Here is a 24,968-nt window from a genome sequence, read left to right as displayed (position 1 = left end):
GCGTCCAGCCCCCGGATGGGACGGACACGACCGGACTTGCACCGGCGACCTTGCAGGTGACGGAGTTCCCCACGGCATTCGCCCGGAAGTGGAAAGCGGCACCGGCGACAAGGCATTGCCAGACAATGACTGAGCTACCCGGTTGCCCGGGGGCGGAATTGAACCGCCGCCTCCCACCCTGCGGTGGACGCTCTAACCTTGTAGTCCGGCCGACATTCGCCGGTACCGCCTGCGGGGAATGGACGCAACGACCGAGCCGCCGGTGACAAGGGGAATGGGGAGGTTAGCGGAGTCGAACCGCAGGCCTTACGGCCATGCCTACTGTACTCCCCACCGCATTCACCGGCGGTGACCTGGGATGGACGGGCTGGATCGTGGCGACCAGGAGGGATGAAACCGCCCTTTGAGCTATCTTCTCCAAGGCGGGCTCGAACCGCACCTCCCGGCCCTTGCGGACCGGGCGCTCTACCACGGGCTTTGGTGGAGGATGTAGTTCCATCCAGCATTCGCCATGACCCAACTCAGTCCAGTCCGTCGGTCAGATGACCGTCGCGCTCACCTCCGCAACCCAATCCCGATCCGCTCCGCCGGCGGCGAAACGGGCCAGGGTTTCGAACACGGCGTCGGAGAAGCCGCCGACGTTCAGCACGTCGGGGCGCTCCACCGCCTGGGTGGTGCCATAGGGCTGCAGGTCGATACAGACCAGCTTGGCCCGGGGGCACCGGCGCTTTAGGCGTTCCCACTCCTGCATCGTCGCCGTGGCGCCAAAGCGCTTGGCATCGACCCAGGACTGGTTGTCCGAAACGATCACCACCAGGTCCGCCACCGCCCGCTGTGCGTTCAGCCAGGCCAGCGGGGCGGAGACGGTGGTGCCGCCGCCACCGATGGCGGCCAGCTTGGCGGCGTTCACCGAGACCGGGGCCCGGGGGTCCAGGTCCAGCGGCACCACCTTGGTCTCGAACGGCAGCACCCGTGCGCCGGGGTTGCGCCGCATCACCGCCGCCGCCACCAGGGCGGCCACATCGATGCAGCGCACCGCCGTCGTCGCCCCCTTGCGATGGCCGGTGACGGGACTGGCCATGGACCCCGACACGTCGGGGCACACCACCACCCGGCCGGGCAGCACCGGCACGGACGCCAGCGACAGCTCCAGCGCCGTTTCCAGCGCCGCGACCACCACAGGCGGCACGCCCTCGCCCACCATGCCCCGCGCCGCCAGCACCTGGTAGGGCAGGACCCTGGACCGGACGATGGCCTCGGGGTCGGCCAGCCGGGCGGCGACGCGCTCCGCCAGCCCCGTCCCCTCAAACGCACCATGACGGGCCAGCGTGTTCAGGTTCATGCGTAGCGCCTGCCAACCCATGCGGTCCGCCACCTCCGCCCATTGCCGGGACGTCAGCGGCTCCGCCGTCAGCCATTCGAAGGGCACCGGCGGCAGGGGCAGCGCGCGATCCCGTTTCCAGGCCTCGAACGCCGCGATTTCCGCTGGCAGCGCCGCCACGTCATAGGGCTTGCCGATCAGCCAGCCATAGAAGGCGCGACGCGTGGCGTCCACCGGCGCCGCATGGACCATTTTCACAATGTCCGCCAGCGACGGGTCGTTGCCCGTGGCCGCCCGCATCAGCTGGGCCATGGACGCCTGCTCCAGCCACTGCTTCACCAAGCGCTTGGGCCGGGTGCCCAGCGAAGTACGGCCCACCACGCCCGACCGCATGATCTGCACGAAGGTGCGCAGCATGCGGCCGTTGTCGATGACGCGGCGGAACACGGCAACCGACAGGTCAGGATCGGCCACGGTCAGCCAGGCGGTCAGCAGCGCCGGCATGTCCTTCATCACCCCCTTGGTGCGGGCATAGACGGCGACCTGGGCCACGAAGCGCGGGTCAACCGCCTTGGCCACGGCCAGCACCTCGGCCAACTGGGCCTCGGCCGCGCCGTAGAAGCCGTCGTTCAGCGTGCCGGTGGCGGCCAGTTGGGCCAGCTTGTGTTCCGGACCATAGCTGTAGGCCGGCGCGCCCTCGCGGTTACGCGCATCCGGCATCAGTTTCGCGATCATCGACGCGAACAGCTGCTTGTTGGCCATGGTCCTCACTCCTTTTCCTCGAGGCTTCCGCCCGGGGGCCGCCGGCGCATTCCGGCGGCCCCGATCCGATGCCAGGATATAGAGCAATGGCCGTGCCAGAGGGTTCGGGCGCACCGAGGGAAAAATTTAATGCATTGATATTAAATTGATATTTTCGTGACTGCCACCATGGCCGCTTTAAATACGCCTTCCGGCAATGGGAAAATTCGGATATCAGTAGATACGACTTTATAAAAATGGATAAGCCTCGTGCCCCGCCCCCTCACCGTCATCGGCTTCCTGGGCTCCACCCTGGACGCCGCCAAGTTCGGGCCCAGCCGCTGGCAGAAGTGGCGGCCCAGCGTGGGCATCTGCATGCATGAGGATTTGCGGGTGGACCGCTTCGTGCTGCTGCATGGGGAGCGGCACGGCCGACTGGCCGACCAGGTGGTGGAGGACATCCGCACCGTCTCGCCGGAAACGACGGTCGAGCGACGCACCCTGGGGTTCGCCAACCCCTGGGACTTCGAGGAGGTCTACGGCAAGCTGCTGGACTTCGCCCGCGCCTTCCCGTTCGAGCCGGAGCGGGAGGACTATCTGGTCCACATCACCACCGGCACCCATGTCATCCAGATCTGCCTGTTCCTGCTGACGGAGGCGCGCTTCCTGCCCGGCCGCTTGCTGCAGACCCAGCCCTCCCGTGGCGAGGGCCTCAACCCGGCGGGGGAATGGGGCGCCATCGACCTGGACCTGTCGCGCTATGACAGCATCGCCACCCGGTTCGCGGCGGCGGCGGCTGAGGGATCGTCCTTCCTGAAATCCGGCATCGAGACACGCAACGCCGCCTTCAACCGCATGGTGGATGAGATCGAGCGCGTGGCCCTGCGCAGCAAGGCGCCCCTGTTGCTGATGGGCCCCACCGGCGCCGGCAAAAGCCACCTGGCCCGCCGCATCTATGAGCTGAAGCGCCTGAAGCACCAGGTGTCCGGTCCCTTCGTGGAGGTGAACTGCGCCACCCTGCGCGGCGAGGGCGCCATGTCCGCCCTGTTCGGCCACCGCAAGGGCGCCTTCACCGGTGCCGTCAGCGACCGGCCGGGCCTGCTGCGCGCCGCCGACACCGGCATGCTGTTCCTGGATGAGATCGGGGAGTTGGGCCTGGACGAGCAGGCCATGATCCTGCGCGCCATCGAGGACAAGCGCTTCCTGCCCGTGGGATCGGACAAGGAGGTGGCGTCGGATTTCCAGTTGATCGCCGGCACCAACCGCGACTTGGGCGCGGCCGTGGCCCAGGGCGCCTTCCGCGACGACCTCTACGCCCGCCTGAACCTGTGGACCTTCACCCTGCCCGGCTTGGCCCAGCGGCGGGAGGATATCGAGCCCAACCTGGACTATGAGCTGGACCGCCACGCCCAGCGCGACGGCCGGCGCGTGACCTTCAACAAGGAAGCCCGCGCGCACTTCCTCGCCTTCGCCACCGGGCCGGAGGCGCCCTGGCCCGGCAACTTCCGCGATCTCGCCGCCAGCATCACCCGCATGGCCACCCTGGCACCCAGCGCCCGCATCGACCAGGACACGGTGGAGCAGGAGATCGCGCGCTTGCGCCGCCTGTGGGGCCCCGCCCCCGCCGACGACGGCTTGGCCGCCCTGCTGGACGCCGACACCCTTGCCGCCCTCGACCCGTTCGACCGGGTGCAACTGGCCGAAGTGATTCGCATCTGCCGTGCCTGCCGCAGTCTATCAGAAGCGGGACGTCAACTGTTCAGCGCCTCCCGCACCCGGCGCGCGTCATCGAATGACGCCGACCGGCTGCGGAAGTATTTGCAGCGGTTCGGGCTGGAATGGGCGACGCTGACGGCGGCCTGATCCCTCACCACGGCAGCTCGCGCCCGTCATAGGCCCAGAAGCGTCCGGTGTCGTCCGGGGTCAGGCGGTCCAGCATGTCCAGGATTTGCGATGCCGCGCGGTCTGGCTTGCGCACCTCCAGGCCCGTCTTGGCGAAGGGGGCCGACAGGGGGGTGTCGACCGTGCCGGGGTGGACGGCGACACAGAGCGACAGGGGGCGGGTGCGCGCCAGTTCCACGGCCGCCGTGCGGACGATCTGGTTCAGCGCGGCCTTGCTGGCGCGGTAGGCGTACCAGCCGCCGGCGCTGTTGTCGGCGATGGAGCCGACCTTGGCGGACAGGGCGGCGAAGAGGCAGCGCCGGCTGGCCGGGAACAGGGGCAGCAGGTGCTTGGCCAGCAGGGCCGGGCCGATGGCGTTGACGGCGAAGGCGTGAGCCAGGTGCGCGGGGTCCAGCTGGCGCCAGGTCTTCTCCGGGGCGAAGGCCTGGTAGGGCTCCGGCCCCGGCCCGTGCAGGAAGCCGGACGCGACGATGACGGTGCGCAGGGAAAGGCCCGTGTCCCACACCCGCTGGGCCAAGGTGGCCACGGCGCGTTCGTCGGTGATGTCGCACGGCGGATCCGTCCGCCTGCCGGTCAGGATCACGCGCGCATGGGCACCACGTTTCTCCAACGCCACCGCCAGCGCCTGGCCCAGCCCCCCTGCCCCGACCACCACGGCGCATCCGTCCGGCGCCAGACCGTTGTAGCCCATCATCCCATCACCCTTCACGCATCCTGACCACGCCACCCCGCCGCCGGCCCCGGAGGGCCAACGGCGAAGGACGATACGCCCGAGATGAGGGAAAGGATCAGTCCCTAGCCTTAAGGTGAGGTCGCCTGCAGGTACTTGGCCAGCCAGTCCCCCACCTCTTGGTAGAAGTGGCGGCTGTCCTCCGGCTTGGTGATCCAATGCCAGGCGTCGGGCCAGACCAGCAGGCGGCTGGGCACGTGCTGGTGTTGCAGCACCGCCCAGGCCTCCAGCGTGTTGCCCAGCGGCACGCGGTAGTCGCGCTCGCCGATGCTCATCAGCATGGGCGTCTTCCAGTTGGCGGCGTAGGTGATGGGGCTCTGGTCGCGCCAGATGGCGTTGCCCTCCCAGGGCGGGCCGCCGTTGTTGACCTCGCGGTTATAGATGCCGTCGCTCTCGCCCCATTGGGTCAGCAGATCGACCTCGCCGGCGTGGCTGACCAGGCAGCGGTAACGGGTGGTGGTGGCCTCCAGCCAGTTGGTGAGGTGGCCGCCATAGCTGGCGCCGCCAGCGCACTGGCGGCTGGCGTCGATGAAGGGGAAGCGCTTGATGGCCTCGTCCGCCGCCTGGTTGATCTCATCGGCCGGAGTCTTCAGCGGATCCAGCTTGATGGCCTGGGCGAAGGCCTCGCCGAAACCGGTGGAGCCGGTATAGTCCGTCATCAGGATGACGGTGCCGCCGGCGCTGGCCGCCAGCAGGTGATAGTTCCAGCGCAGGCCGATCTGGTCCGGGTTGTTGCTGGCCGCCCCGCCGTGGATGAAGACGAACAGCGGGTATTTCTTGTTGGGATCGAAATGGGGCGGCAGCACGATCATGCTGTGGATGGTCCGCCCCTTGGCCGAGGTGAAGGTGAAGTGCCGTGGCGGTTGCCAATCGATGCCCGCCGCGACGGCGGTGTCGATGCTGGTCAGGTTGGTGTGGCCGCCCTTCCCGCCCTCCGTCCCACCCGCTTTGCCGGCCGGGTCGATCTTCACGATTTCCGCCGGGTTCACCGCGCTGCCGTATTGGGCGATCAGCTGGAGCTTCCCCGACTTGGGCAGGGACAGCGCGGTATAGCCGCCGACCCTGGGCTGGGCCACCAGCGCGGGCTTGCCGCCCTCGGCCGGGACGCTGTACAGGTTCTCCGCCGGCCCATCCTCGGCCAGCAGATAGACGGTGCGGCTGTCGGGCGCCACGGCGTACTGCGCCGGTTGCCGGTCGAAGTCACGCGCCACCACGGTGACGGCGCCGCCCGCCGGCCAGACTACCCGCGACAGGCGTGGCAGGTTGTAGACCTCCTCATTCTGCGGCATGTAGGTGAAGTACAGGTTCTTGCCGTCCGGGCTGAAGGCCGCATGGCCGTAAATGCCGGGCGCCGCCGTGACCTCTCGCGGCTCCGCCCCGCCCGCCGCCGGGATACGGTAGAGATGATAGGGCACATGGGCGAAGGCGGCGTTCCAGCGCGTCTGCGTGGCCTCGAAGATAATCTCGCCGCCGTCCGGGCTCCAGATGGGGGACAGCGAGACGCTGCTTTCGCCCTGCATGCCGCCGAAGCCGTCGGTGTGGGCGAAGGCTGTGGGCGACAGGATGTCCAGGGCGATGGCGCCGGGCTCCAGCCCCTGCACCATCACCGTGGGCTGCCGGTCGTCCAGCCATTCGTTCCAGTAACGGACGGGGAAATGCTCATAGGTGCGGACGTTGTACTTCCGGCCTTTGCGCTCCGCCGCGATCTTCTTGTTGGCCTCGTCATCGGTGGCGCCGGGGAAGACGCGGCTCTCGAACAGGATGGCCTTGCCGTCGGGGCGCCACTGCGGATGGCTGGCGCCGGTGGACACGGTGGTGACGCGCCGCGCCTCCCCGCCCTGGGCCAGGTCCAGCACATAGATCTGCTCGACCTCATCGCCCTCGCGCTTGGCGGCGAAAGCGATGCTGCCGCTGTCCGGCGACCAGACGGGGTCGTTTTCGCCGCCCTTGGTGTTAGTCAGGCGCCGGGGGGCGGCGCTGCCATCCGTGGGCACCAGCCACAGGTCGGTGACCGACTTGTCCTGCTCGTACGACGGCTCGACCAGGGAAAACAGCACCCACTTGCCGTTGGGGCTGGTGATGGGCGCGCCGAGGCGCTTCATCATCCATAGGGTCTCGTGCGTGAGGGGCTTTTTCTCGACCGCCTGGGCCGCCGCGCCCAGCGCCGTGAAGGCGCAACCAACCAACAGCGCGCCCGCCAGCGCGCGCGTCACAGAATGCCTCATTCCCATCCCTGCCTGTTTGTGGTTCCCACGTTGGGGTAACCATACCAGGGTAAGGAACGAGCATCAAAATTTAAGCCGGAGCAAAAGATGAGCGGTCAGTCCGTCCGTCGCACAATGGCACTCCGGTTCGTCTTCAGCAAAGCGATGAACTTGAGCCGGATCATTTCCATCAGCGAATAGGGCAACAATCCATAGGCGACGCTGGTCCAGTCCCCTGCCCGCGAAGGCCGTAGATCCGGCCCTGGCCAGACGAAGCGATTGGCTTCGGTGAGAACTACCCAGGATCGTTCGTCATCCAACCCCAAGCGACGCTTAGTCGCCAACGGGATTTCAACCCCATGATCCGGATTAGCTGGTGGCGTATGGGTGATCGGGAGGACGGTCACCACCTCATCGCCATCTTGCGTCGTGGTGACAAGGATGACGGCACAGGGCCGATCTTTGCACCCCTCGTCCCGGCCATTTAAATATTCCCGCTGCCACAGATAACTGTAGCGCACCACCAGTCCTGGTGTGGGTTTCGACAGCCCCACGAGATCAACGGGACATTTCAGCGTCAAACGCCAAGGAGGCGGGGTCGGGACGCGACTGTTCCAACGCTTTGATATCCGCGTCCGTGAAATCGTCTAAGGTAAGCACTTGACGATCGCGTCGTTTCAAGCGGGCATATTCCTCAGTTGAAATCAGGACGGTGGATTCCCGGCCGTCGCGGGTAACCGCCACGGGCTCCCGCAATGCGATATCCTGATAACGCCCAATATCGCGCTGAAAGTCAGCCACCGACACCTTCAGCATCACCACACTCCCTTGCCACGTAGACAGCAGTCTATGCAATCCCCACGAACTGTTAAATGGGGCCGCTGGCGCCGGCTGGCAATAAGTTTGGCGCGGTCGGCTTAGACCGCCCCCACCGGCCGGCCGCCGGGGGCGCCATACAGCTGGTGCGCCCGGGCCTCGAAGGCGGCGACCATGCGGCGGACGGCCTCGCCGAACAGGGCGCCGATGATCTTCTGCAGGATGAGGTTGCGGAACTCGAAATCCACGTAGAAGTCCAAGAGGCAGCCGTCGGCGTGCGGCTCGAAGATCCAGTGGTTGTTCAGGTAGTGGAACGGGCCCTCGGTATAGGCCACGTCGATGCGGCGGCCGGGCTCGCTCAGCACCACCTTGGAGGTGAAGCGCTCACGCACCATCTTGAAGCCGATCACCAGATCGGCCCAGAAGGTGTTGCCCTCGCGGCGGCGGATGCGGGCCGCCACCGCCCAGGGCAGGAACTCCGGGTACTTCTCCACGTCCGCCACCAGCTGGTACAGCTGTTCCGGCGTGTAGGGCAGGACGCGCTTCTCGGCGTGCGTGGGCATCAGGCTTACTCGGCGGCGGCTTCGGCGGCCGCCACAGGCAGCGGGCGGCCGGCCAGCTTGGCCTCGCGGGCGGCGCGCAGCTTCACGAAATCGTCGCCGGCGTGATGGCTGCTGCGGGTCAGCGGGGAGCTGGACACCATCAGGAACCCCTTGCCCCGGGCCAGGGTTGCATAGCTGGCGAACTCATCCGGCGTAACGAAACGGTCCACCGGCGCATGCTTGGGTGTGGGCGCCAGGTACTGACCGATGGTGATGAAATCCACGTCGGCGGCGCGCAGGTCGTCCATGACCTGGCCCACCTCTTCCCTGGTCTCGCCCAGGCCCACCATGATGCCGGACTTGGTGAAGATGCTGGGGTCCAGCTCCCGCACGCGCGACAGCAGGGACAGCGAGGTGAAATAGCGGGCGCCGGGGCGGATGCCCGGATACAGGCGCGGCACCGTCTCCAGGTTGTGGTTGAAGACGTCGGGGCGGGCCTCCACCACCGTCTCGATGGCGCCCTGCTTCTTCATGAAGTCGGGCGTCAGCACCTCGATGGTGGCCTCGGGCGCCGCGCGGCGGATGGCGCGGATGGTGCGGGCGAAATGCTCCGCACCGCCGTCGGGCAGGTCGTCGCGGTCGACGGAGGTGACCACCACGTGCTGCAGCTTCAGCCGCGCCACGGCCTCGGCCACGTTGTCGGGCTCATGCGGGTCCAGCAGGTCCGGTCGGCCGGTGGCCACGTTGCAGAAGGCGCAGGCGCGGGTGCAGACGGCGCCCAGGATCATGAAGGTGGCATGCCGCTGCTTCCAGCATTCCCCGATGTTGGGGCAGGCCGCCTCCTCGCACACGGTGTTCAGCTTGAGGCCGCGCATCAGGTTGCGCGTCTCGTTGAACACGCCGCCGGCCGGGGCCTTCACCCGCAACCATTCCGGCTTGCGCTGGATGGGGTTGTCCGGGCGGTTCTGCTTTTCCGGGTGGCGGATCTTGTCGGCGGTCATGGGCATGCAGCCTTTGAAACGAATGTTTCCTGAAACATAAGGGGGCCGGGGCGGAAGGCCAAGTGCGCCGGGCGAACCCCACGCATGCATCGCCCCTCCGCTCCGGCCCCGATATCGCCCCAGCGCTCTACCCCTCAACTCTAGCCAGGCTGGCGACCGCCAGCCCCGTAGCGAGTACCGCAGGGCGCAGCGAGGAAGCCAAGCCCGCGGACGCGGGCGCCCGGCACCTGAGGGAAAATCAATAATGAATCGCCCGGCCGTAGGCGGCCAGCACCGACTCATGCATCATTTCCGACAGGGTCGGATGGGCGAAGATGGTGTGCATCAGCTCGGCCTCGGTGGTCTCCAAGGTCTTGCCGACGACGTAGCCCTGGATCAGCTCTGTCACCTCGGCCCCCACCATGTGGGCGCCCAGCAGCTCGCCGGTCTTGGCGTCGAACACCGTCTTCACCAGGCCCTCGGCCTCCCCCAGGGCGATGGCCTTGCCGTTGCCGATGAAGGGGAAGCGGCCGACCTTGATCTCATAGCCGGCGGCCTTGGCCTTGGCTTCGGTCAGCCCGACGCTGGCCACCTGCGGGTTGCAATAGGTGCATCCCGGGATGTTCAGCTTGTCCATCGGGTGGACATCCTTCACGCCGGCGATCTTCTCCACGCAGATCACGCCCTCATGGCTGGCCTTGTGGGCCAGCCACGGCGCGCCGGCCACGTCGCCGATGGCGTAGACGCCCGGCTCGTCCGTGCGTAGGTAGCCGTCGGTCACGATGTGGCCGCGGTCCAGCTTCACCTTGGTGTTCTCCAGGCCGATGTTCTCGGTGTTGGCCTGGATGCCGACGGCCATGATCACGCGCTCGACCGTCACCGTCTCGGTCTTGCCACCCACCTCGACATGGGCCGTCACGGTGGTGGCGCCCTTGTCCAGCTTGGTCACCTTGCCGCCGGTGATGATCTTCATGCCCTGCTTTTCGAACTGCTTGCGGGCGAAGGCGGAGATTTCCTCATCCTCCACCGGCATGACGCGGTCCAGCACCTCGACCACCGTCACTTCGGCACCCAGGGTGCGGAAGAAGCTGGCGAATTCGATGCCGATGGCGCCGGAACCGACGACCAGCAGCGATTTCGGCATGGTGTCGGGGACCAGGGCCTCCTTGTACGACCAGACGAACTTGCCGTCCGGCTCCAGCCCCGGCAGGGCGCGGGCGCGGGCACCGGTGGCGATGATGATGTGCTTGGCCGACAGGGTCTGGGCGGTGCCGTCCTTGGCGGTCACGGTGACCTTGCCGCCGCCGGCCAGCTTGCCGGTGCCGTCGAACACCGGCACCTTGTTCTTCTTCAGCAGGCCCTTCACCCCGGCGGACAGCTGGTTCGCCACCTGGCGCGAGCGCTTGACCACCTTGGGCAGGTCGAAGCCCACGCCGCTGACGGTTAGGCCGTAGGCGTCGGCGTGCTTCATGTAGCCGTAGATCTCGGCGGAGCGCAGCAGGGCCTTGGTCGGGATGCAGCCCCAGTTCAGGCAGATGCCGCCCAGGTGTTCACGTTCCACCACCGCGGCCTTCAGGCCCAGCTGGGCGGCGCGGATGGCGGCGACATAGCCGCCGGGGCCGGCGCCCAGGACCAGCACGTCGAATTCGGTATCTGCCATTTCGGTCTGTTCCCTTCAAAAGGCGCCGGGACCGCCCAACCCGTGGGGCGCTCGCCCTGCGCTTTTGGTCAACGACAAGAGAAATCCCCGGAAGCGGCGGGCGCCTCCGGGGATACGGCATCACAGCATCAGCGTGATGGGGTCTTCGATCAGCTTCTTCAGGACCTGCAGGTACTTGGCGCCGACGGCGCCATCGACCGAGCGATGGTCCACCGTCAGCGTCAGGCTCATGACGGTCGCCACGGCCAGGGCGTCGCCCTTCACCACCGGCCGCTTCTCACCGGCGCCCACGGACAGGATGCAGCTCTGCGGCGGGTTGATGATGGAGGTGAAGCTCTTGATCCCGAACATGCCCAGGTTGGACACGCTGAACGTGCCGCCCTGGAACTCCTCGGGCTTCAGCTTGCCTTCCTTGGCCTTGGCGGCCAGGGACTTCACCTCGGCGGAGATGGTGGCCAAGCCCTTCTGGTCGGCGTTCTTCACGATGGGGGTGATCAAGCCGCCGTCGGTGGCCACGGCCACGGAGACGTCCACGCCCTCGTACTGCAGGATGCCGTCCTCATGCCAGGAGACGTTGGCCTCCGGCACCTTGCGCAGGGCCACGGCCACGGCCTTCACGACGAAGTCGTTGACCGACACCTTCTCACCCGACTTCTCGTTCAACTGGGCGCGCAGCGCCAGCAGGGCGTCGATCTCGCAATCGACCTGCAGGCCGAAGTGCGGGATGGTCTGCCAGGCTTCGGTCAGGCGCTTGGCGATGGTCTTGCGCATGCCGCTGTTGGGCAGGACCTTGTACTTCATGCCCAGCTTGTCGGCCAAAGCCTTGGCGTCGATGCCCCCCTTGGGCGCAGCAGACGGTGCGGCGGCCGGAGCCGGCGCGGCGGGCGCCGGAGCGGCGGCGGTGGGGGCAGCGGCGGCGGCCTTGGGCGCCCCCCCCTTCACCGCGGCCTCGACGTCGGCCTTGACGATGCGGCCGGACGGGCCGGTGCCGGACAGCTTGGTGATGTCCAGGCCGGCCTGCGCCGCCATGCGGCGGGCCAGCGGGCTGGCGAACACGCGCCCGCCCTCATGGGACGGCGCGGCGGCGGGAGCGGCGGCCGGGGCGGCCTCGCTCTTGGCCGGGGCCGGGGCGGCTTCCGCCTTGGCGGGCGCAGGAGCCGCAGTGGGGGCCGCAGTGGGGGCCGGCGCGGCGTTCAGGGCGTCGGCGCTCTCGCCTTCCTCCAGCAGGACGGCGATCTTGGCGTTCACCGCCACGCCCTCGGTCCCCTCGGGCACCAGGATTTTACCCAGCGTGCCCTCGTCCACGGCCTCCACTTCCATGGTGGCCTTGTCGGTCTCGATCTCGGCGATAACGTCGCCCGCCTTGATCGTGTCGCCTTCCTTCTTCACCCACTTGGCCAGCTTGCCCTCGGTCATCGTGGGCGACAGGGCCGGCATCAGGATATCGATCGGCATGGGTTTGATCTCCCCCAGGGGCCATGGCGTCAGGCCAGGCGCCCCAAATCTCTGACGGATGCGGCAGAAGGCGCCCCTTCCCACGACGGGGTCGGGGCGCCTTCCCGGCCGGTTCAGCGGTACAGCACGGCCTTGGCGGCGGTGACGACGTCATCCACCTGCGGCAGGGCCAGCTTTTCCAGGTTGGCGGCGTAGGGCATGGGCACGTCCTTGCCGTGCACGCGCACCACGGGCGCATCCAGGTAGTCGAAGGCGTGTTCCATCATCACCGCGGACATTTCCGCGCCGATGCCGGCGAAGGGCCAGCCCTCTTCCACCGAGACCAGGCGGTTGGTCTTCTTCACGCTTTCCACGATGGTGTGGACGTCCAGGGGACGGATGCTGCGCAGGTTGATGACCTCGGCGCTGATCCCCTGCTCCGCCAGCTTGTCGGCGGCGGCGAGCGCCATGCCCACCTGCAGCGAGAAGGCGGTGATGGTCACGTCCGTGCCTGCGCGCTCGACCTTGGCGCGGCCGATCGGGATGATGAAGTCCGGATCGGTCGGCACCTCGAAGCTGTGGCCGTACAGGATTTCGTTTTCCAGGAAGACCACGGGGTTCGGGTCGCGGATGGCGGCCTTCAGCAGGCCCTTGGCGTCGGCGGCGCTATAGGGCGACACCACCTTCAGGCCGGGGATGTGGGCGTACCAGCTGCTGTATTCCTGGCTGTGCTGCGCGGCCACGCGGGCGGCGGCGCCGTTGGGGCCACGGAACACGATGGGGCAGCCCATCTGGCCGCCGGACATGTACAGCGTCTTGGCGGCGGAGTTGATGATGTGGTCGATGGCCTGCATCGAGAAGTTGAAGGTCATGAACTCCACGACCGGGCGCAGGCCGCCGAACGCCGCACCCACCGCCAAGCCGGCGAAGCCGTGCTCGGTGATGGGGGTGTCGATCACGCGGTCGGGGCCGAACTCCTGCAGCAGGCCCTGGGTCACCTTGTAGGCGCCCTGGTACTCGGCCACTTCCTCGCCCATGACGAAGACGCTACCGTCCTTGCGCATCTCCTCGGCCATGGCGTCGCGCAGGGCCTCGCGCACCGTCATGGTCTGGGTGTTCTTGAAGAAGCGGTCCTCGTCCGACGGCGGCGGCGGCACCGGGGCCTTCACCGCCGGGGCGGCGGGGGCGGCCGCCGGCTTGGCCTCTTCCTTGGGCGCCGGGGCGGCTTCGGCCTTCGGGGCCTCGGCCGGGGCCTTGGCGGCGCTCACGTCGCTGGCGCTCTCGCCTTCGCCGGCCAGCAGGGCGATGGCGGTGTTCACGGCCACGTTCTCGGTGCCTTCCGGCACCAGGATCTTGGCCAGCGTGCCTTCGTCGACCGCTTCCACTTCCATGGTGGCCTTGTCGGTCTCGATCTCGGCGATGACGTCACCGGCCTTGATCGTGTCGCCTTCCTTCTTCACCCACTTGGCCAGCTTGCCTTCGGTCATGGTGGGGGACAGGGCCGGCATCAGGATATCGATGGGCATTTTCTTATTCTCCGGCCAGCGATCAGGCTTCGACGAGGATATCGGTCCACAGCTCCGCCGCATCCGGCTCGGGGCTGGTGGTCGCGAAGTCGGCGGCCTCGGTGACGACGGCCTTCACATCGCGGTCGATGACCTTCAGGCTTTCCTCGTCGGCGTAGCCCTTGGTGAACAGCAGCGACTTCAGATGGTCGATGCAGTCGTATTCCGACCGCATCTTGTTGACCTCTTCCTTCGTGCGGTACTTGGCCGGATCGGACATGGAGTGGCCGCGGTAGCGATAGGTCTTCATCTCAAGGATCATGGGACCGTTGCCGCCACGGACGTAGGCCACGGCCTCGTCGGCGGCCTTCTTGACCTCCAGCACGTCCATGCCGTTGACCTGCTTGCCCGGGATGCCGTAGGCGCTGCCGCGCAGGTACAGCTCACCCGCCGAGGCGCGCTGCTGCGAGGTGCCCATGGCGTACTTGTTGTTCTCGATGACGTAGATCACCGGAAGCTTCCACAGGGCGGCCATGTTGAAGGCCTCATAGACCTGGCCCTGGTTGACGGCGCCGTCACCCAGGTAGCAGACGTCGATGCAGCCGTCCTTCTTGTACTTGTGAGCGAAGGCCAGGCCCGTGCCGATGGGCGTCTGGGCGCCAACGATGCCGTGGCCGCCGTAGAAGTTCTTCTCGCGCGAGAACATGTGCATCGAGCCGCCCTTCCCCTTGGAATAGCCGCCCGCGCGCCCGGTCAGTTCCGCCATCACGCCCTTGGCGTCCATGCCGCAGGCCAACATGTGGCCGTGGTCACGGTAGCTGGTGATGACGCTGTCGCCCGGCAGCTGCGCCGCCTGCATGCCCACCACCACGGCCTCCTGGCCGATGTAGAGGTGGCAGAAACCGCCGATGAGGCCCATGCCGTACAGCTGACCGGCCTTCTCCTCGAAGCGGCGGATCAGCAACATCTCCTTGTAGTAGTGGAGGAGTTCCTCCTGGGTCGGCTCCGGCGCTGCGTTCTCAGCGGGCTTGGCACGGCGTCTCGTGGTCGTGGCCACTGGCGTCTCCCTTCTCAAGCGTGGGCGTTTAGCGTCGCAATTCCCTAGGGGGCAGCCCCGGGGGCATTCCGGGCCGGGTCGGCCGGCACGGCATCACTGCTAACCACAAGTGCAGCGCAGCGCAAGGAGTGTGCACTGCAAAACATTGCTTCAAAAGGATTATTTACGATTAACAGAATTCTGGTTAATCGAAGGATTATCAGCGGTTTACGGCGTTTTCGCCGGTGCGTCCTTATCTTCATGCGGGGCAGGCTTGCCCGGAAGAAGGATCACAAGGTCATCCGGACGGGAGAAATCGAGCACCTTGCGGGACTCTTCCTCCAGCATGTCGGGGTCCAGATTGTCGGGGTGCAGCAGGCGGGCGCGGCGCTCCATGGCCTCGCGTTCCGCGCGAACCTGGTCCAGCTGGGCCTTGGCCTGGGTCACCTGGGTCTGCAGCTGGGTCAGCGCCATCAGCCCACGTTCGCCCTGCACCGTGTGGTAGGCGAAGTATGCGACAACGGACGCCCCCACCACCGGTGCGACCACCTGGCGTAGGGCGCGGTTCAATGCGGTACGGAAAGAACGGGCGCCAATCATGGGCGCCATGGTTCCACAAGGGTTCCGCAACCGTCAAATGGAAAGCGGCGTCTAGTCTGTGTGCCGTATTTAATTCACGTGAATACCAACCGCCGGTCAACGTTGAAACACGACTTCACAAAGAAAAAGGGGTGGAAGCAGCGCCTCCACCCCCACTTTCCGCCTATTCCGGACGATACCGGAACGATGCCCGGTTTCAGCCGCGCTTCAGCGCGCCGCGGCCCGGGAACACGGCCGCCAGGTCCAGCGCCTCTTCGATACGAATCAGCTGGTTGTACTTGGCGATCCGGTCGGAACGCGACAGCGAGCCGGTCTTGATCTGGCCGCAGTTGGTGGCCACGGCCAGGTCGGCGATGGTGGCGTCCTCGGTCTCGCCCGAGCGGTGCGACATGACGGCGGTGTAGCCGTTGCTCTGGGCGATGCGCACGGCCTCCAGCGTTTCGGTCAGGCTGCCGATCTGGTTGACCTTCACCAGGATGGAGTTGGCCACCCCCTTCTTGATGCCGTCGGACAGGCGGGCCGGGTTGGTGACGAACAAATCGTCGCCCACCAGCTGCACCTTGGACCCGATGGCGTCGGTCAGGGCCTTCCAGCCGGCCCAGTCGTCCTCGGCCATGCCGTCTTCGATGCTGACGATGGGGTAGCGGCCCACCAGGTCGGTCCAGTAGCGCACCATGGCATCGGGATCCAGGGTCTTGTTCTCGCCGGCCAGCACGTACTTGCCGTCCTTGAAGAACTCGGTGGAGGCGGCGTCCAGCGCCAGCACCACGTCGTCGCCCGGCGTGTAGCCGGCGGCCTCGACGGCCTTCATGATGAAGGACAGGGCCTCGTCGGTGGAGGCGAGGTTGGGGGCGAAGCCGCCCTCGTCACCCACGGCGGTGTTGTGGCCGGCGTCCTTCAGCTTCTTCTTCAGGGCGTGGAAGATCTCGGCGCCGATGCGGATGGCGTCGGCGCAGCTCTCGGCACCCACCGGCATCACCATGAATTCCTGGATGTCGATGGGGTTGTCGGCATGGGCGCCGCCGTTGATGATGTTCATCATCGGCACGGGCAGGATGCGGGCGTTGGTGCCGCCGACATAGCGGTACAGCGGCAGGTCCAACTCGGCCGCCGACGCCTTGGCCACGGCCAGCGACACGCCCAGGATGGCGTTGGCGCCCAGGCGGGCCTTGTTGGGGGTGCCGTCCAGCTCGATCATGGCGGTGTCGATGGCCACCTGGTCGGTGGATTCCAGGCCGCCGATGGTGTCGAAGATCTCGCTGTTGATCAATTCGACCGCCTTCAGCACGCCCTTGCCCAGGTACTTGCTCTTGTCGCCATCGCGCAGCTCAACGGCCTCATGGGCACCGGTCGAGGCGCCGGAGGGCACGGCGGCGCGGCCGAAGGCGCCGGACTCCAGCCGAACGTCGACCTCAACGGTCGGGTTGCCCCGGCTGTCGAGAATCTGGCGGCCCTGAATATCGATGATCGCGGACATGGGTTCTTCCCTTTATGCGTCGTGACGGCGGATGCGTCGTGGCGGGACGGTGCCCGTCATAGCCTTTAGGGGCCGCCACAGGCAAGACCGGCAGGCGCGGTATCGCCTATGACGTTTTGAAGGCTGCGGTTGTGGGGTGGTCGGGGCGACCGGCCGTGACGACACCGCACCTATCGCGAAAGCGAAACTGGAACAACTCCCTCTCGCCATGGCAGTGTCATTGCAAGAATGCCGCAAGCGGAGAACCCCTTGCCCTACTCTGCCCCGCGCCACCTGCTTCGTAGACAGCTGCAGGGCTGCCTGGCCCTGGCCGCTTGCGCCGGCGGGCATCCGCTCCACCGGTTCAGCACGATCGGGCTATTGCTCCTGGCCCTGGTGGGCTTACCCGCGCGGGCGGCCCCCGAGCCGCCACAGCCGCTTCCCGCCGAGGACACCAGCAAGCTGCGGGTAACCTTGACCCGCCTGGGATGCGGCATAGGGCGCTGCCCGCAATACAGCGTGCAGATCGAGGGATCGGGCCGTGTCGTCTTCGACGGTGGCGGCGACCTGCCGGCGGGCCAGCGTTTTCCCACCTCCGTCTATCGCCGTCCGCCCTTCTTCTCGCCCGATGTGGTCGTACCGGGCCGGCAGGAGGATCATGTCCCGCCCGAGGCCGTGGCGGCGCTGGCGCATCGCTTCGAGGAAGCGCATTTCTTCGACCTGGCTGACAGCTATGTCGCCATGGTCACCGATGAGCCGAACTACAGCCTGACCCTCGAAACCGACAGGGGCACCAAGCACGTCGAGGATTATGCCGGAACCCGGGTGGGTATGCCCGCCGTGGTCAGAACGCTGGAGGATGAGGTCGACCGCGTCGCCAATACTGCCCGATGGGTCGATGGCGCGCCGGGGCTGATTGACTGGCTGGCCGCCACCGGGTTCGACTTCACATCCGTATCCGCTGCCGCCATCGCCCTGCACGGTCCGGATGTGCCGCCCACTGAAACACTCTTGGGCATGATTGACCGCGGCCTGCCGCTGGAGACTGTCACCAAGGGGCGTGACGGCCAGTCAGACAGCTTGTTGGGCCTCGATTTGCTGCGTGATGCGATACAGGAAGGGCGCGCCCAGATTTTCCAACGACTGGCCGCCGCCGGTTGGCTGGCCCGGTTGCGCGCCGGTGAGGCCAACCACTTATTCGCGCGTTGGGGCGCCGGGTGTGACCCAGCGTTGGCGGAGGCCGCAGTGGCGGCAGGTATCCCCGTCGATGCCGTAACAGTGGCAGAGCCAAGCCGACAGTCAGTCGGTGGACAGACGGCGCTGGCCGCCCTTCAAACATTCCGATGGAAACCCCGTGACGCCCGCTTGGCCACCGCCAAACGGCTCCTGGCCTTGGGAGCCAACCCCAACCATTGTGACAGGCGGGGCCGCACCCCACTGTTCGAGGCAGACGATTTCGACATGGTGGAGACACTGCTGGCCAACGGCGCCGATGTCACGATCCGGGACGAGAGCGGCCTGGGGCCCGTCTTCGCAACTTGGAACGACGCTATCGTGGTACGCCTGCTGCAGGCGGGCGCCAGCCCGGAGGGGCGCGACGAGGATGGCCATACCTTGAGCGAGCGGGCGACGCTGTACGCCATGCCCGCCACCGCGCGCTGGTTGGCGGCGCATTCCTCCAAATGAAACACCGGCGGCAGGTCGCCCCGCCGCCGGTGTCGGTCATTCAAACGCGATGGCCAAAACCGCCGATCAGAAGATCGGGTTGGCCTTGGCGATGCGGTCGATGGCGACCATGGTTTCCAGCAGGGCGGGCAACTGCTTCAGCACCACCATGTTGGGGCCGTCGCTGGGGGCGCAGTCGGGGTTCTCATGGGTTTCCATGAAGACGGCGGCCACGCCCACGGCCAGGGCGGCGCGGGCCAGCACCGGCACGAACTCACGCTGGCCGCCGCTGGTGGTGCCCTGCCCGCCCGGCTGCTGCACGGAATGGGTGGCGTCCATCACCACCGGATAGCCCGTCTGCGCCATGATGGGCAGGCTGCGCATGTCGCTGACCAGGGTGTTGTACCCGAAGCTGGCGCCACGCTCGCACAACAGGATGTTCTCGTTGCCGGTGGAGGCGATCTTGGCCGCCACGTTCTTCATGTCCCAGGGCGCCAGGAACTGGCCCTTCTTCACATTGACGACCTTGCCGGTCTCGCCGGCCGCCAGCAGCAGGTCGGTCTGGCGGCAGAGGAAGGCCGGGATCTGCAGCACGTCCACCACCTCGGCCACCGGGGCGCACTGCTCCGCCGTGTGCACGTCGGTCAGGACGGGGCAGCCGAACTTCTCCCGAACCTCGGCCAGGATGGGCAGGCTCTTCTCCATGCCCAGGCCGCGCGCGGTGCTGACCGACGTGCGGTTGGCCTTGTCGAAGCTGGTCTTGTAGACGAGGCCGATGCCCAGCTTGGCGGTGATCTCCACCAGGGCGTGGCTCATCTCGAGCGCGTGCGCGCGGCTTTCCAGCTGGCAGGGGCCGGCGATCAGCATGAAGGGCTTGTCGTTGGCCACGTCCAGGTCGCGGATGCAGACGGTGCGGATGTCGGTCATGGGTAAGCTCCTAAAACCAAAAGGGCCGCCGCTCGTGACGCGGCGGCCCCATGGGACTCTATGTTGCCCTCAGGCGCCGGGCGCCGGCGTCCGCCGGCTTGGCTTACGGACCTCACGGTCCGGGCCGGCCGTCGCCGGCCTCCCTTGGCCTGGAACCAGGTCCATGCCAAGGGTTACACGGGCGTTTCCGCTTAAACCAGCCGGCTCTGCGCGATGGCGGCGCTGATGAAGCTGGTGAACAGCGGATGCGGCTCGAACGGTTTGGACTTCAGTTCCGGATGGAACTGCACGCCGATGAACCAGGGGTGCGACGGGATCTCGACGATCTCCGGCAGCTCGCCATCAGGCGACAGGCCGGAGAACTTCAGGCCCACCTTCTCCAGCTGGTCCTTGTAGGTGATATTCACCTCATACCGGTGGCGGTGACGCTCCTCGATATGGTTGGCGCCATAGACCTCCGCAACCTTGGAGCCGGGCAGCAGCTGGCAGGGATAGGCGCCCAGCCGCATGGTGCCGCCCAGGTCGCCCTCGGCGCCGCGCTTCTCGGTGTCGTTGCCGCGCACCCACTCGGTCATCAGGCCGACGACCGGGTGCTTGTACTTGTGGCCGAACTCGGACGAGCCCGCGTCCTCCAGGCCCGCCAGGTGGCGGCTGGCCTCGATCACCGCCATCTGCATGCCGAAGCAGATGCCGAAATAGGGCACGTTGCGCTCGCGCGCGAACTGGGCCGCGCGGATCTTGCCCTCGGACCCACGCTCGCCGAAGCCACCGGGAACCAGGATGCCGTGCACCCCCTCCAGCCGCTGCACGGCGCCGCCGCCCTCGAAGATTTCGCTATCGATCCAATCCAGCTTGACCTTGACGTTGTTGGCGATGCCGCCGTGCGTCAGGGCCTCGGCCAGCGACTTGTAGCTGTCCAGCAGGCTGGTGTACTTGCCGACCACGGCGATGGTGACCTCGCCCTCCGGCTGGCGGACACGGGCGGCGATCTCCTTCCAGCGGGTCAGGTCCGGCGCCTCGTCGGCCGGCAGGCCGAAGTAGCGCAGCACCTGCTCGTCGAAGCCCTGCTCGTGATAGCTGACCGGCACGTGGTAGATGGTGTCCACGTCCAGGGCGGCGATCACCCGCTCCTGCCGGATGTTGCAGAACAGGGCGATCTTGCGGCGCTCGTTCTCCGGGATGGGACGGTCGGAGCGGCACAGCAGGATGGACGGCTGGATGCCGACCGACAGCAGTTCCTTCACCGAGTGCTGGGTGGGCTTGGTCTTCAGCTCACCCGCAGACGGGATGTAGGGCAGCAGGGTCAGGTGGATGAACAACGCCCGCTCCGGCCCCAGGTCGTTGCCCAGCTGGCGGATGGCCTCCAGGAACGGGGTGCTTTCGATGTCGCCGACGGTGCCGCCGATCTCGCACAGGATGAAGTCCTCATCCTTCACGTCGCCCAGGATGAAGTCCTCATCCTTCACGTCGCCCAGGATGAATTCCTTGATGGCGTCGGTGACGTGGGGAATCACCTGCACGGTGGCGCCCAGGTAGTCGCCGCGGCGCTCCTTGGCGATCACGTTGGAATAGATGCGGCCGGTGGTGATGTTGTCCGTCTGCCGGGCCGAGACGCCGGTGAAGCGCTCGTAATGGCCCAGATCCAGGTCGGTCTCCGCACCGTCGTCGGTCACGAACACCTCACCATGCTGGTAGGGGCTCATGGTGCCGGGGTCGACGTTCAGGTAGGGGTCGAGCTTGCGCAGGCGGACCTTGTAGCCACGGGCCTGGAGCAAAGCACCCAGAGCGGCCGACGCCAGTCCCTTACCCAAGGAAGAGACCACGCCGCCGGTGATGAAAATGAAGCGCGTCATGGAAGCCTAGTTTAGCTAAAGGCCGCATGTCGGGCCAACGCGAATGCGCCGGCCCCCCGAATTGAAAGAGGCGGCTTTCGCCGCCTCCGTTGGTGTCGCCCGCCTTTACTGGCCGGTCGGAACTTTGGGCTCGCCAGAGGTGGGAGCCGGGGAGGTGGTCGCCGGTGCCGGCTGCTGCGCCGCCGGAGCGCCCGAGGGGGCCGCCGGCTGGTCGCCGGAGGGCACCGCGCCGGGCGTGGCAGCGGGGCTGGCCGGGGCGGCGGCGGCCGGCAGCTTGTCGAACACCGAATTGTGGTGCGTGGCCGCGCGGTTCAGCAGGGCCAGCACCAAGCTGGTCACCAGGAAGGCGCCGAACAGGATGGAGGTGGTGCGGGTCAGCAGGTTGGCACTGCCCCGGGCCGTCATGAAGCCGCCCATGGTGCCGCCGCCCATGCCCAGCCCGCCGCCCTCAGAGCGCTGGACCAGGACGACACCGACCAGCGCGATGCCGATCAGAATGTGCAAAACCAGGACGACGGTGGACATCGAAGCAGCAATCCTATCCAGCAGGCCAAACAATGGTTATGGCAAAACATGAAATAGCCGGCCGCCCCGTCCGGGGGCGGCCGACCTGCTCGCGCATCTCTTTACCCAGTCCGAACCCGGGGCGCTAGCGGCAAGTTTCCGCGATGGCCCAGAATTCGTCCGCCTTCAAGCTGGCGCCGCCGACCAGGGCCCCGTCCACATCGTCGATGTGCAACAGGCTGGCCGCGTTGTCCGGCTTAACGGAACCGCCATATAAGATGCGCACCGCGTCCGGCTGATCAACCAGCGTTGCGAGACGTCCCCTGATCATGGAATGCATGGCTGCCACGTCCTTGGGCGTGGGCGTGCGCCCCGTGCCGATGGCCCAGACCGGCTCATAGGCCACCACGGTGTTGGCCGCCGTGGCGCCTTCGGGCATGGAATCGTCCACCATGCGGGCGATGACGTCCATGGCGCGACCGGCGTCGCGCTCGGCCTCCGTTTCGCCCACGCAGACGATGGCGATCAGGCCGGCGCGGTGGGCGGCGGCGGCCTTGGCCCTCACCTCCGCGCTCAGCTCGCCATGGCCCTGCCGGCGTTCGGAGTGGCCGACGATGACGTACTGGCAGCCGGCGTCGGCCAGCATGGGGGCCCCGATGTCCCCGGTGTGGGCCCCCGAATCCTTGCCATGGCAATCCTGGCCGCCGACGCTGAGCGGCGCGTCGGCCACGGCCTGGACCACGGTATGGATGAGGGTGGCGGGTGGGCACAGCAACATGTCGAAGGCGACGTCGCCCGCCCCCAGCATGCGGCCGGCAAGGTCGGAGGCCAACGCCGTCCCCCCTTCCCTGAGGCCGTGCATCTTCCAATTACCGACAATGAATTTGCGGCGCATTTCCTTTGTTCTCCCCGAGTTTAACGCACTCAAAAGGGAAGCATCCGCGCGGGGGCCTTTTAGGTTTGGGTGGCCCGCCTTGTCACGGTTGTCCCTGTCGTCATGCTGTAACAGTCATGCGCCGGCATTTCCATGATTCAGGCCGTGACAAGACGGTGAGTCGGCACGCCCGGCCCATGCGCGTCGCCCGCCCAACCATCTATTGCCGCCCCCGCCCCCTGCTTCTATGATGCCGCGCCCTGATGGGAGGGTGGGATATCCGGGGCCGAGGCCCCGCCCACTGACAAGCAATTCGCAAGACGCAGCAGGCACATGCTTCAGTTCATCCGCAAATTCTCGGGCTCGTGGTTCTCCAAGATCCTGTTCGTGTTCCTGATCATCAGTTTCGGGATCTGGGGTGTGGGCCGGGTGGGCACCACCGTCAGTGACCAAGCTGTGGCCCGGGTGGGCGACACCGAGATCACCCCGCAGGATGTGGACCGCGCCTTCCGCCAGCAGATGAACCGCCTGCGCCAGACCATGGGGCCGGAACTGACGGCCGAGCAGGCCAAGCAGATGGGCCTGATGCGCGCGGCGCTGCAGGACGAGATCCAGCGCGCCCTGATCAAGCAGGCGACGCACGACTTCGGCCTGCGCGTCTCGGAACAGGCGGCGGCGCAGAAGATCGCCGAGATGCCGGTGTTCAAGGACAAGTCCGGCCAGTTCGATCCCCTGCTGATGCGGGCCCTGCTGCGCCAGAACCAGATCTCGGAGGATGAGATCGTGGGCGAGGTGCGTGAGGACATGGCCCGCACCGAGGTGACGGAGGCACTGGCCGCCGGCATCCGCGTGCCGCAGACCCTGGCCCGCGACCTGGTGCGCTATCGCGGCGAGCAGCGCGGGGCGGAGACGCTGTTCGTGGCCGACAAGGCCATGCCGGACCCGGGCACGCCCGACCAGGCGGCGCTGGAGGCCTTCCACAAGGCCCAGGCCGCCCGCTACACCGCTCCGGAATACCGCGCCCTGACCGTGGTCACCCTGTCCACCGACGCCATCGCCAAGACCGAGGAGGTCGGCGACGAGGACCTGAAGAAGGCCTACGACGCCCGCGCCAAGGAATTCGTGAAGCCGGAACGCCGCGACCTGGACCAGGTGCTGGTCGACACCAAGGAGCAGGCGGACAAGGTGGCGCAGGCCGCCGCCGGTGGAAAGTCGCTGGCCGACGCCGCCAAGGCCGCCGGCGTGTCCATGCTGCCGCTGGCCAACATCACCAAGGCGGACCTGCCGGCCGAGTTGCAGGACATCGCCTTCTCCCTGCCCCAGGGCAAGGTGTCGGACCCGGTGAAGAGCGGCTTCGGCTGGCACGTCGTCGCCGTCACCAAGATCGTCCCCGGCAGCACCCAGACCCTGGACCAGGTGAAGGCCCAGCTGGTGGAGCAGGTGAAGGCCGAGCGCGCCACCGACCAGCTGTACGACCTGTCGAACAAGCTGGACGACGCCATCTCCGGCGGCGCCTCGCTGGAAGAAGCCGCCAAGAAGGTGGACGCGACGGTGACCAAGATCGCCGCCGTGGATCGCGAGGGCAAGGATCCCACCGGCAAGCCGGTGGCCGGCCTGGCAGTCCCCGTCGCGAAGGTGGTGCAGACCGCCTTCGGCCTGGCCTCGGGCGACAACAGCAGCACCACGGAGGGCGAGCGCAACAAGAGCTATTTCGCCGTGCGCGTGGACAGCGTGCAGGCCCCGGCCCTGAAGCCGCTGGACCAGGTCAAGGACCAGGTCACCGCCGATTGGAAATCCTCCAAGCGTGACGAGGCCGCCAAGGCCAAGGCCAAGGACATCGCCGACAAGCTGAAGGCCGGCGCCGCGCCGGAGCAGGTGGCCAAGGAGACGGGTGCGGTCTACACCCGCCAGCCGCCCGTGGGCCGCACCGTGGGCAAGGACAGCCCCCTGACGCCGGAGCTGGTGGACGCCCTGTTCACCTTGAAGCCGGGCGAGGTCACCACAGGCGCCGCCGCCGACGGCCAGATGGTCGTGCGCCTGGCCGCCGTGGTGCCCATGCCGGAACCGCTGCTGGCCGACCGCGCCGGCGTGGCGGCCAAGCAGCTGCGCGACGGCGTGGCCGGCGACCTCTACGTCCAGTTCCTGGACGCCCTGCGCCAGCGCTATCGCATCACCGAGAACCGGACGCTGCTGCAGCGCCTTGAACACCAGGAGTAAG

Annotated in this window: 20 protein-coding genes; 3 read left to right on the top strand and 17 right to left on the bottom strand. The window is 67.3% G+C overall.

Features of this window, described 5'->3' with window-relative positions; all coding sequences use genetic code 11:
• Window positions 1-538: 538 nt before the first annotated feature.
• Window positions 539-2,083 (bottom strand): vWA domain-containing protein, encoded by a 1,545-nt coding sequence (locus tag UAJ10_RS17100; RefSeq protein ID WP_322916419.1) that lies wholly within the window; start codon window positions 2,081-2,083, stop codon window positions 539-541.
• Window positions 2,084-2,332: 249 nt separating this feature from the next.
• Between UAJ10_RS17100 and rtcR the strand changes: the two genes are divergently transcribed.
• Window positions 2,333-3,925 carry an RNA repair transcriptional activator RtcR gene (rtcR, locus tag UAJ10_RS17095; RefSeq protein ID WP_322916418.1) on the top strand — a complete coding sequence of 531 codons (1,593 nt, stop codon included), beginning with the start codon at window positions 2,333-2,335 and terminating at the stop codon, window positions 3,923-3,925.
• 4 nt (window positions 3,926-3,929) lie between these two features.
• Here rtcR and UAJ10_RS17090 read toward each other — a convergent pair whose 3' ends face one another.
• From UAJ10_RS17090 to eno, 12 genes are all read right to left on the bottom strand, one after another.
• On the bottom strand, window positions 3,930-4,658 hold the full coding sequence (locus UAJ10_RS17090) for an SDR family NAD(P)-dependent oxidoreductase (RefSeq protein WP_322916417.1): 729 nt from the start codon (window positions 4,656-4,658) through the stop codon (window positions 3,930-3,932).
• Window positions 4,659-4,765: 107 nt separating this feature from the next.
• The gene (locus tag UAJ10_RS17085) at window positions 4,766-6,919 is read right to left on the bottom strand and encodes a S9 family peptidase (RefSeq protein ID WP_322916416.1); all 2,154 of its coding nucleotides are present in this window, start codon (window positions 6,917-6,919) and stop codon (window positions 4,766-4,768) included.
• A 95-nt stretch (window positions 6,920-7,014) separates the two neighbouring features.
• On the bottom strand, window positions 7,015-7,419 hold the full coding sequence (locus tag UAJ10_RS17080; RefSeq protein ID WP_322916414.1) for a hypothetical protein: 405 nt from the start codon (window positions 7,417-7,419) through the stop codon (window positions 7,015-7,017).
• 37 nt (window positions 7,420-7,456) lie between these two features.
• Entirely contained in the window at window positions 7,457-7,714 is a 258-nt protein-coding gene (locus tag UAJ10_RS17075; RefSeq protein ID WP_322916413.1) for a type II toxin-antitoxin system prevent-host-death family antitoxin, read from the bottom strand.
• 101 nt (window positions 7,715-7,815) lie between these two features.
• Window positions 7,816-8,277 carry a type II toxin-antitoxin system RatA family toxin gene (locus UAJ10_RS17070; protein ID WP_322916412.1) on the bottom strand — a complete coding sequence of 154 codons (462 nt, stop codon included), beginning with the start codon at window positions 8,275-8,277 and terminating at the stop codon, window positions 7,816-7,818.
• Window positions 8,278-8,282: 5 nt separating this feature from the next.
• Window positions 8,283-9,263, bottom strand: a complete 981-nt coding sequence (gene lipA / locus UAJ10_RS17065; RefSeq protein ID WP_322916411.1) for a lipoyl synthase — start codon at window positions 9,261-9,263, stop codon at window positions 8,283-8,285.
• A gap of 232 nt (window positions 9,264-9,495) precedes the next feature.
• On the bottom strand, window positions 9,496-10,896 hold the full coding sequence (gene lpdA, locus UAJ10_RS17060) for a dihydrolipoyl dehydrogenase (RefSeq protein ID WP_322916410.1): 1,401 nt from the start codon (window positions 10,894-10,896) through the stop codon (window positions 9,496-9,498).
• A 120-nt stretch (window positions 10,897-11,016) separates the two neighbouring features.
• Complete coding sequence (locus UAJ10_RS17055; RefSeq protein WP_322916409.1) at window positions 11,017-12,351, bottom strand: pyruvate dehydrogenase complex dihydrolipoamide acetyltransferase; 1,335 nt, start codon at window positions 12,349-12,351, stop codon at window positions 11,017-11,019.
• 113 nt (window positions 12,352-12,464) lie between these two features.
• Window positions 12,465-13,856, bottom strand: a complete 1,392-nt coding sequence (locus tag UAJ10_RS17050) for a pyruvate dehydrogenase complex E1 component subunit beta (protein WP_322916408.1) — start codon at window positions 13,854-13,856, stop codon at window positions 12,465-12,467.
• 22 nt (window positions 13,857-13,878) lie between these two features.
• Window positions 13,879-14,892 (bottom strand): pyruvate dehydrogenase (acetyl-transferring) E1 component subunit alpha, encoded by a 1,014-nt coding sequence (gene pdhA, locus UAJ10_RS17045; protein WP_322916406.1) that lies wholly within the window; start codon window positions 14,890-14,892, stop codon window positions 13,879-13,881.
• A 207-nt stretch (window positions 14,893-15,099) separates the two neighbouring features.
• Window positions 15,100-15,471 (bottom strand): FtsB family cell division protein, encoded by a 372-nt coding sequence (locus UAJ10_RS17040; RefSeq protein ID WP_145751234.1) that lies wholly within the window; start codon window positions 15,469-15,471, stop codon window positions 15,100-15,102.
• A 196-nt stretch (window positions 15,472-15,667) separates the two neighbouring features.
• Window positions 15,668-16,948 (bottom strand): phosphopyruvate hydratase, encoded by a 1,281-nt coding sequence (gene eno / locus UAJ10_RS17035; RefSeq protein ID WP_322916405.1) that lies wholly within the window; start codon window positions 16,946-16,948, stop codon window positions 15,668-15,670.
• A 249-nt stretch (window positions 16,949-17,197) separates the two neighbouring features.
• On the opposite strand from eno, the gene UAJ10_RS17030 reads away from it, so the two are divergent.
• Window positions 17,198-18,613 (top strand): DUF6438 domain-containing protein, encoded by a 1,416-nt coding sequence (locus UAJ10_RS17030; RefSeq protein WP_322916404.1) that lies wholly within the window; start codon window positions 17,198-17,200, stop codon window positions 18,611-18,613.
• A 66-nt stretch (window positions 18,614-18,679) separates the two neighbouring features.
• Here UAJ10_RS17030 and kdsA read toward each other — a convergent pair whose 3' ends face one another.
• The 4 genes from kdsA to tpiA all read right to left on the bottom strand — a co-directional run bounded on the left by kdsA (window position 18,680) and on the right by tpiA (window position 22,771).
• A complete protein-coding gene (gene kdsA / locus UAJ10_RS17025) occupies window positions 18,680-19,519 on the bottom strand; it encodes a 3-deoxy-8-phosphooctulonate synthase (RefSeq protein WP_322916403.1) in 840 nt (279 codons plus the stop codon).
• Window positions 19,520-19,710: 191 nt separating this feature from the next.
• Entirely contained in the window at window positions 19,711-21,372 is a 1,662-nt protein-coding gene (locus UAJ10_RS17020) for a CTP synthase (RefSeq protein WP_322916402.1), read from the bottom strand.
• 105 nt (window positions 21,373-21,477) lie between these two features.
• Window positions 21,478-21,897: a preprotein translocase subunit SecG gene (gene secG / locus UAJ10_RS17015; RefSeq protein WP_322916401.1), complete on the bottom strand. Its 420-nt coding sequence runs from the start codon at window positions 21,895-21,897 to the stop codon at window positions 21,478-21,480.
• Window positions 21,898-22,021: 124 nt separating this feature from the next.
• Window positions 22,022-22,771, bottom strand: coding sequence for a triose-phosphate isomerase (gene tpiA / locus UAJ10_RS17010; protein ID WP_322916400.1), 750 nt, complete (start codon window positions 22,769-22,771; stop codon window positions 22,022-22,024).
• A 312-nt stretch (window positions 22,772-23,083) separates the two neighbouring features.
• On the opposite strand from tpiA, the gene UAJ10_RS17005 reads away from it, so the two are divergent.
• Complete coding sequence (locus UAJ10_RS17005; protein ID WP_322916399.1) at window positions 23,084-24,967, top strand: peptidylprolyl isomerase; 1,884 nt, start codon at window positions 23,084-23,086, stop codon at window positions 24,965-24,967.
• Window position 24,968 lies beyond the last annotated feature (1 nt).

This window comes from Nitrospirillum guaranorum (genome assembly GCF_034653275.1).
GTDB lineage: Bacteria > Pseudomonadota > Alphaproteobacteria > Azospirillales > Azospirillaceae > Nitrospirillum.
The sequence above is the reverse complement of the archived record's forward strand: the minus strand, read 5'-3'. Positions and strand labels throughout refer to the sequence as shown.

Excerpts from the sequence above, each read along its gene's own strand:
- UAJ10_RS17020 (WP_322916402.1), bottom strand. The coding sequence starts at position 21,372 with ATGACGCGCTTCATTTTCATCACCGGCGGCGTGGTCTCTTCCTTGGGT.
- UAJ10_RS17005 (WP_322916399.1), top strand. The coding sequence starts at position 23,084 with ATGCTTCAGTTCATCCGCAAATTCTCGGGCTCGTGGTTCTCCAAGATC.
- UAJ10_RS17050 (WP_322916408.1), bottom strand. The coding sequence starts at position 13,856 with ATGCCCATCGATATCCTGATGCCGGCCCTGTCCCCCACCATGACCGAA.
- lipA (WP_322916411.1), bottom strand. The coding sequence starts at position 9,263 with ATGCCCATGACCGCCGACAAGATCCGCCACCCGGAAAAGCAGAACCGC.
- UAJ10_RS17090 (WP_322916417.1), bottom strand. The coding sequence starts at position 4,658 with ATGATGGGCTACAACGGTCTGGCGCCGGACGGATGCGCCGTGGTGGTC.
- tpiA (WP_322916400.1), bottom strand. The coding sequence starts at position 22,771 with ATGCGCCGCAAATTCATTGTCGGTAATTGGAAGATGCACGGCCTCAGG.
- UAJ10_RS17070 (WP_322916412.1), bottom strand. The coding sequence starts at position 8,277 with ATGCCCACGCACGCCGAGAAGCGCGTCCTGCCCTACACGCCGGAACAG.
- lpdA (WP_322916410.1), bottom strand. The coding sequence starts at position 10,896 with ATGGCAGATACCGAATTCGACGTGCTGGTCCTGGGCGCCGGCCCCGGC.
- UAJ10_RS17075 (WP_322916413.1), bottom strand. The coding sequence starts at position 7,714 with ATGCTGAAGGTGTCGGTGGCTGACTTTCAGCGCGATATTGGGCGTTAT.
- UAJ10_RS17055 (WP_322916409.1), bottom strand. The coding sequence starts at position 12,351 with ATGCCGATCGATATCCTGATGCCGGCCCTGTCGCCCACGATGACCGAG.
- secG (WP_322916401.1), bottom strand. The coding sequence starts at position 21,897 with ATGTCCACCGTCGTCCTGGTTTTGCACATTCTGATCGGCATCGCGCTG.
- eno (WP_322916405.1), bottom strand. The coding sequence starts at position 16,948 with ATGTCCGCGATCATCGATATTCAGGGCCGCCAGATTCTCGACAGCCGG.
- UAJ10_RS17085 (WP_322916416.1), bottom strand. The coding sequence starts at position 6,919 with ATGAGGCATTCTGTGACGCGCGCGCTGGCGGGCGCGCTGTTGGTTGGT.
- UAJ10_RS17100 (WP_322916419.1), bottom strand. The coding sequence starts at position 2,083 with ATGGCCAACAAGCAGCTGTTCGCGTCGATGATCGCGAAACTGATGCCG.
- kdsA (WP_322916403.1), bottom strand. The coding sequence starts at position 19,519 with ATGACCGACATCCGCACCGTCTGCATCCGCGACCTGGACGTGGCCAAC.
- UAJ10_RS17040 (WP_145751234.1), bottom strand. The coding sequence starts at position 15,471 with ATGATTGGCGCCCGTTCTTTCCGTACCGCATTGAACCGCGCCCTACGC.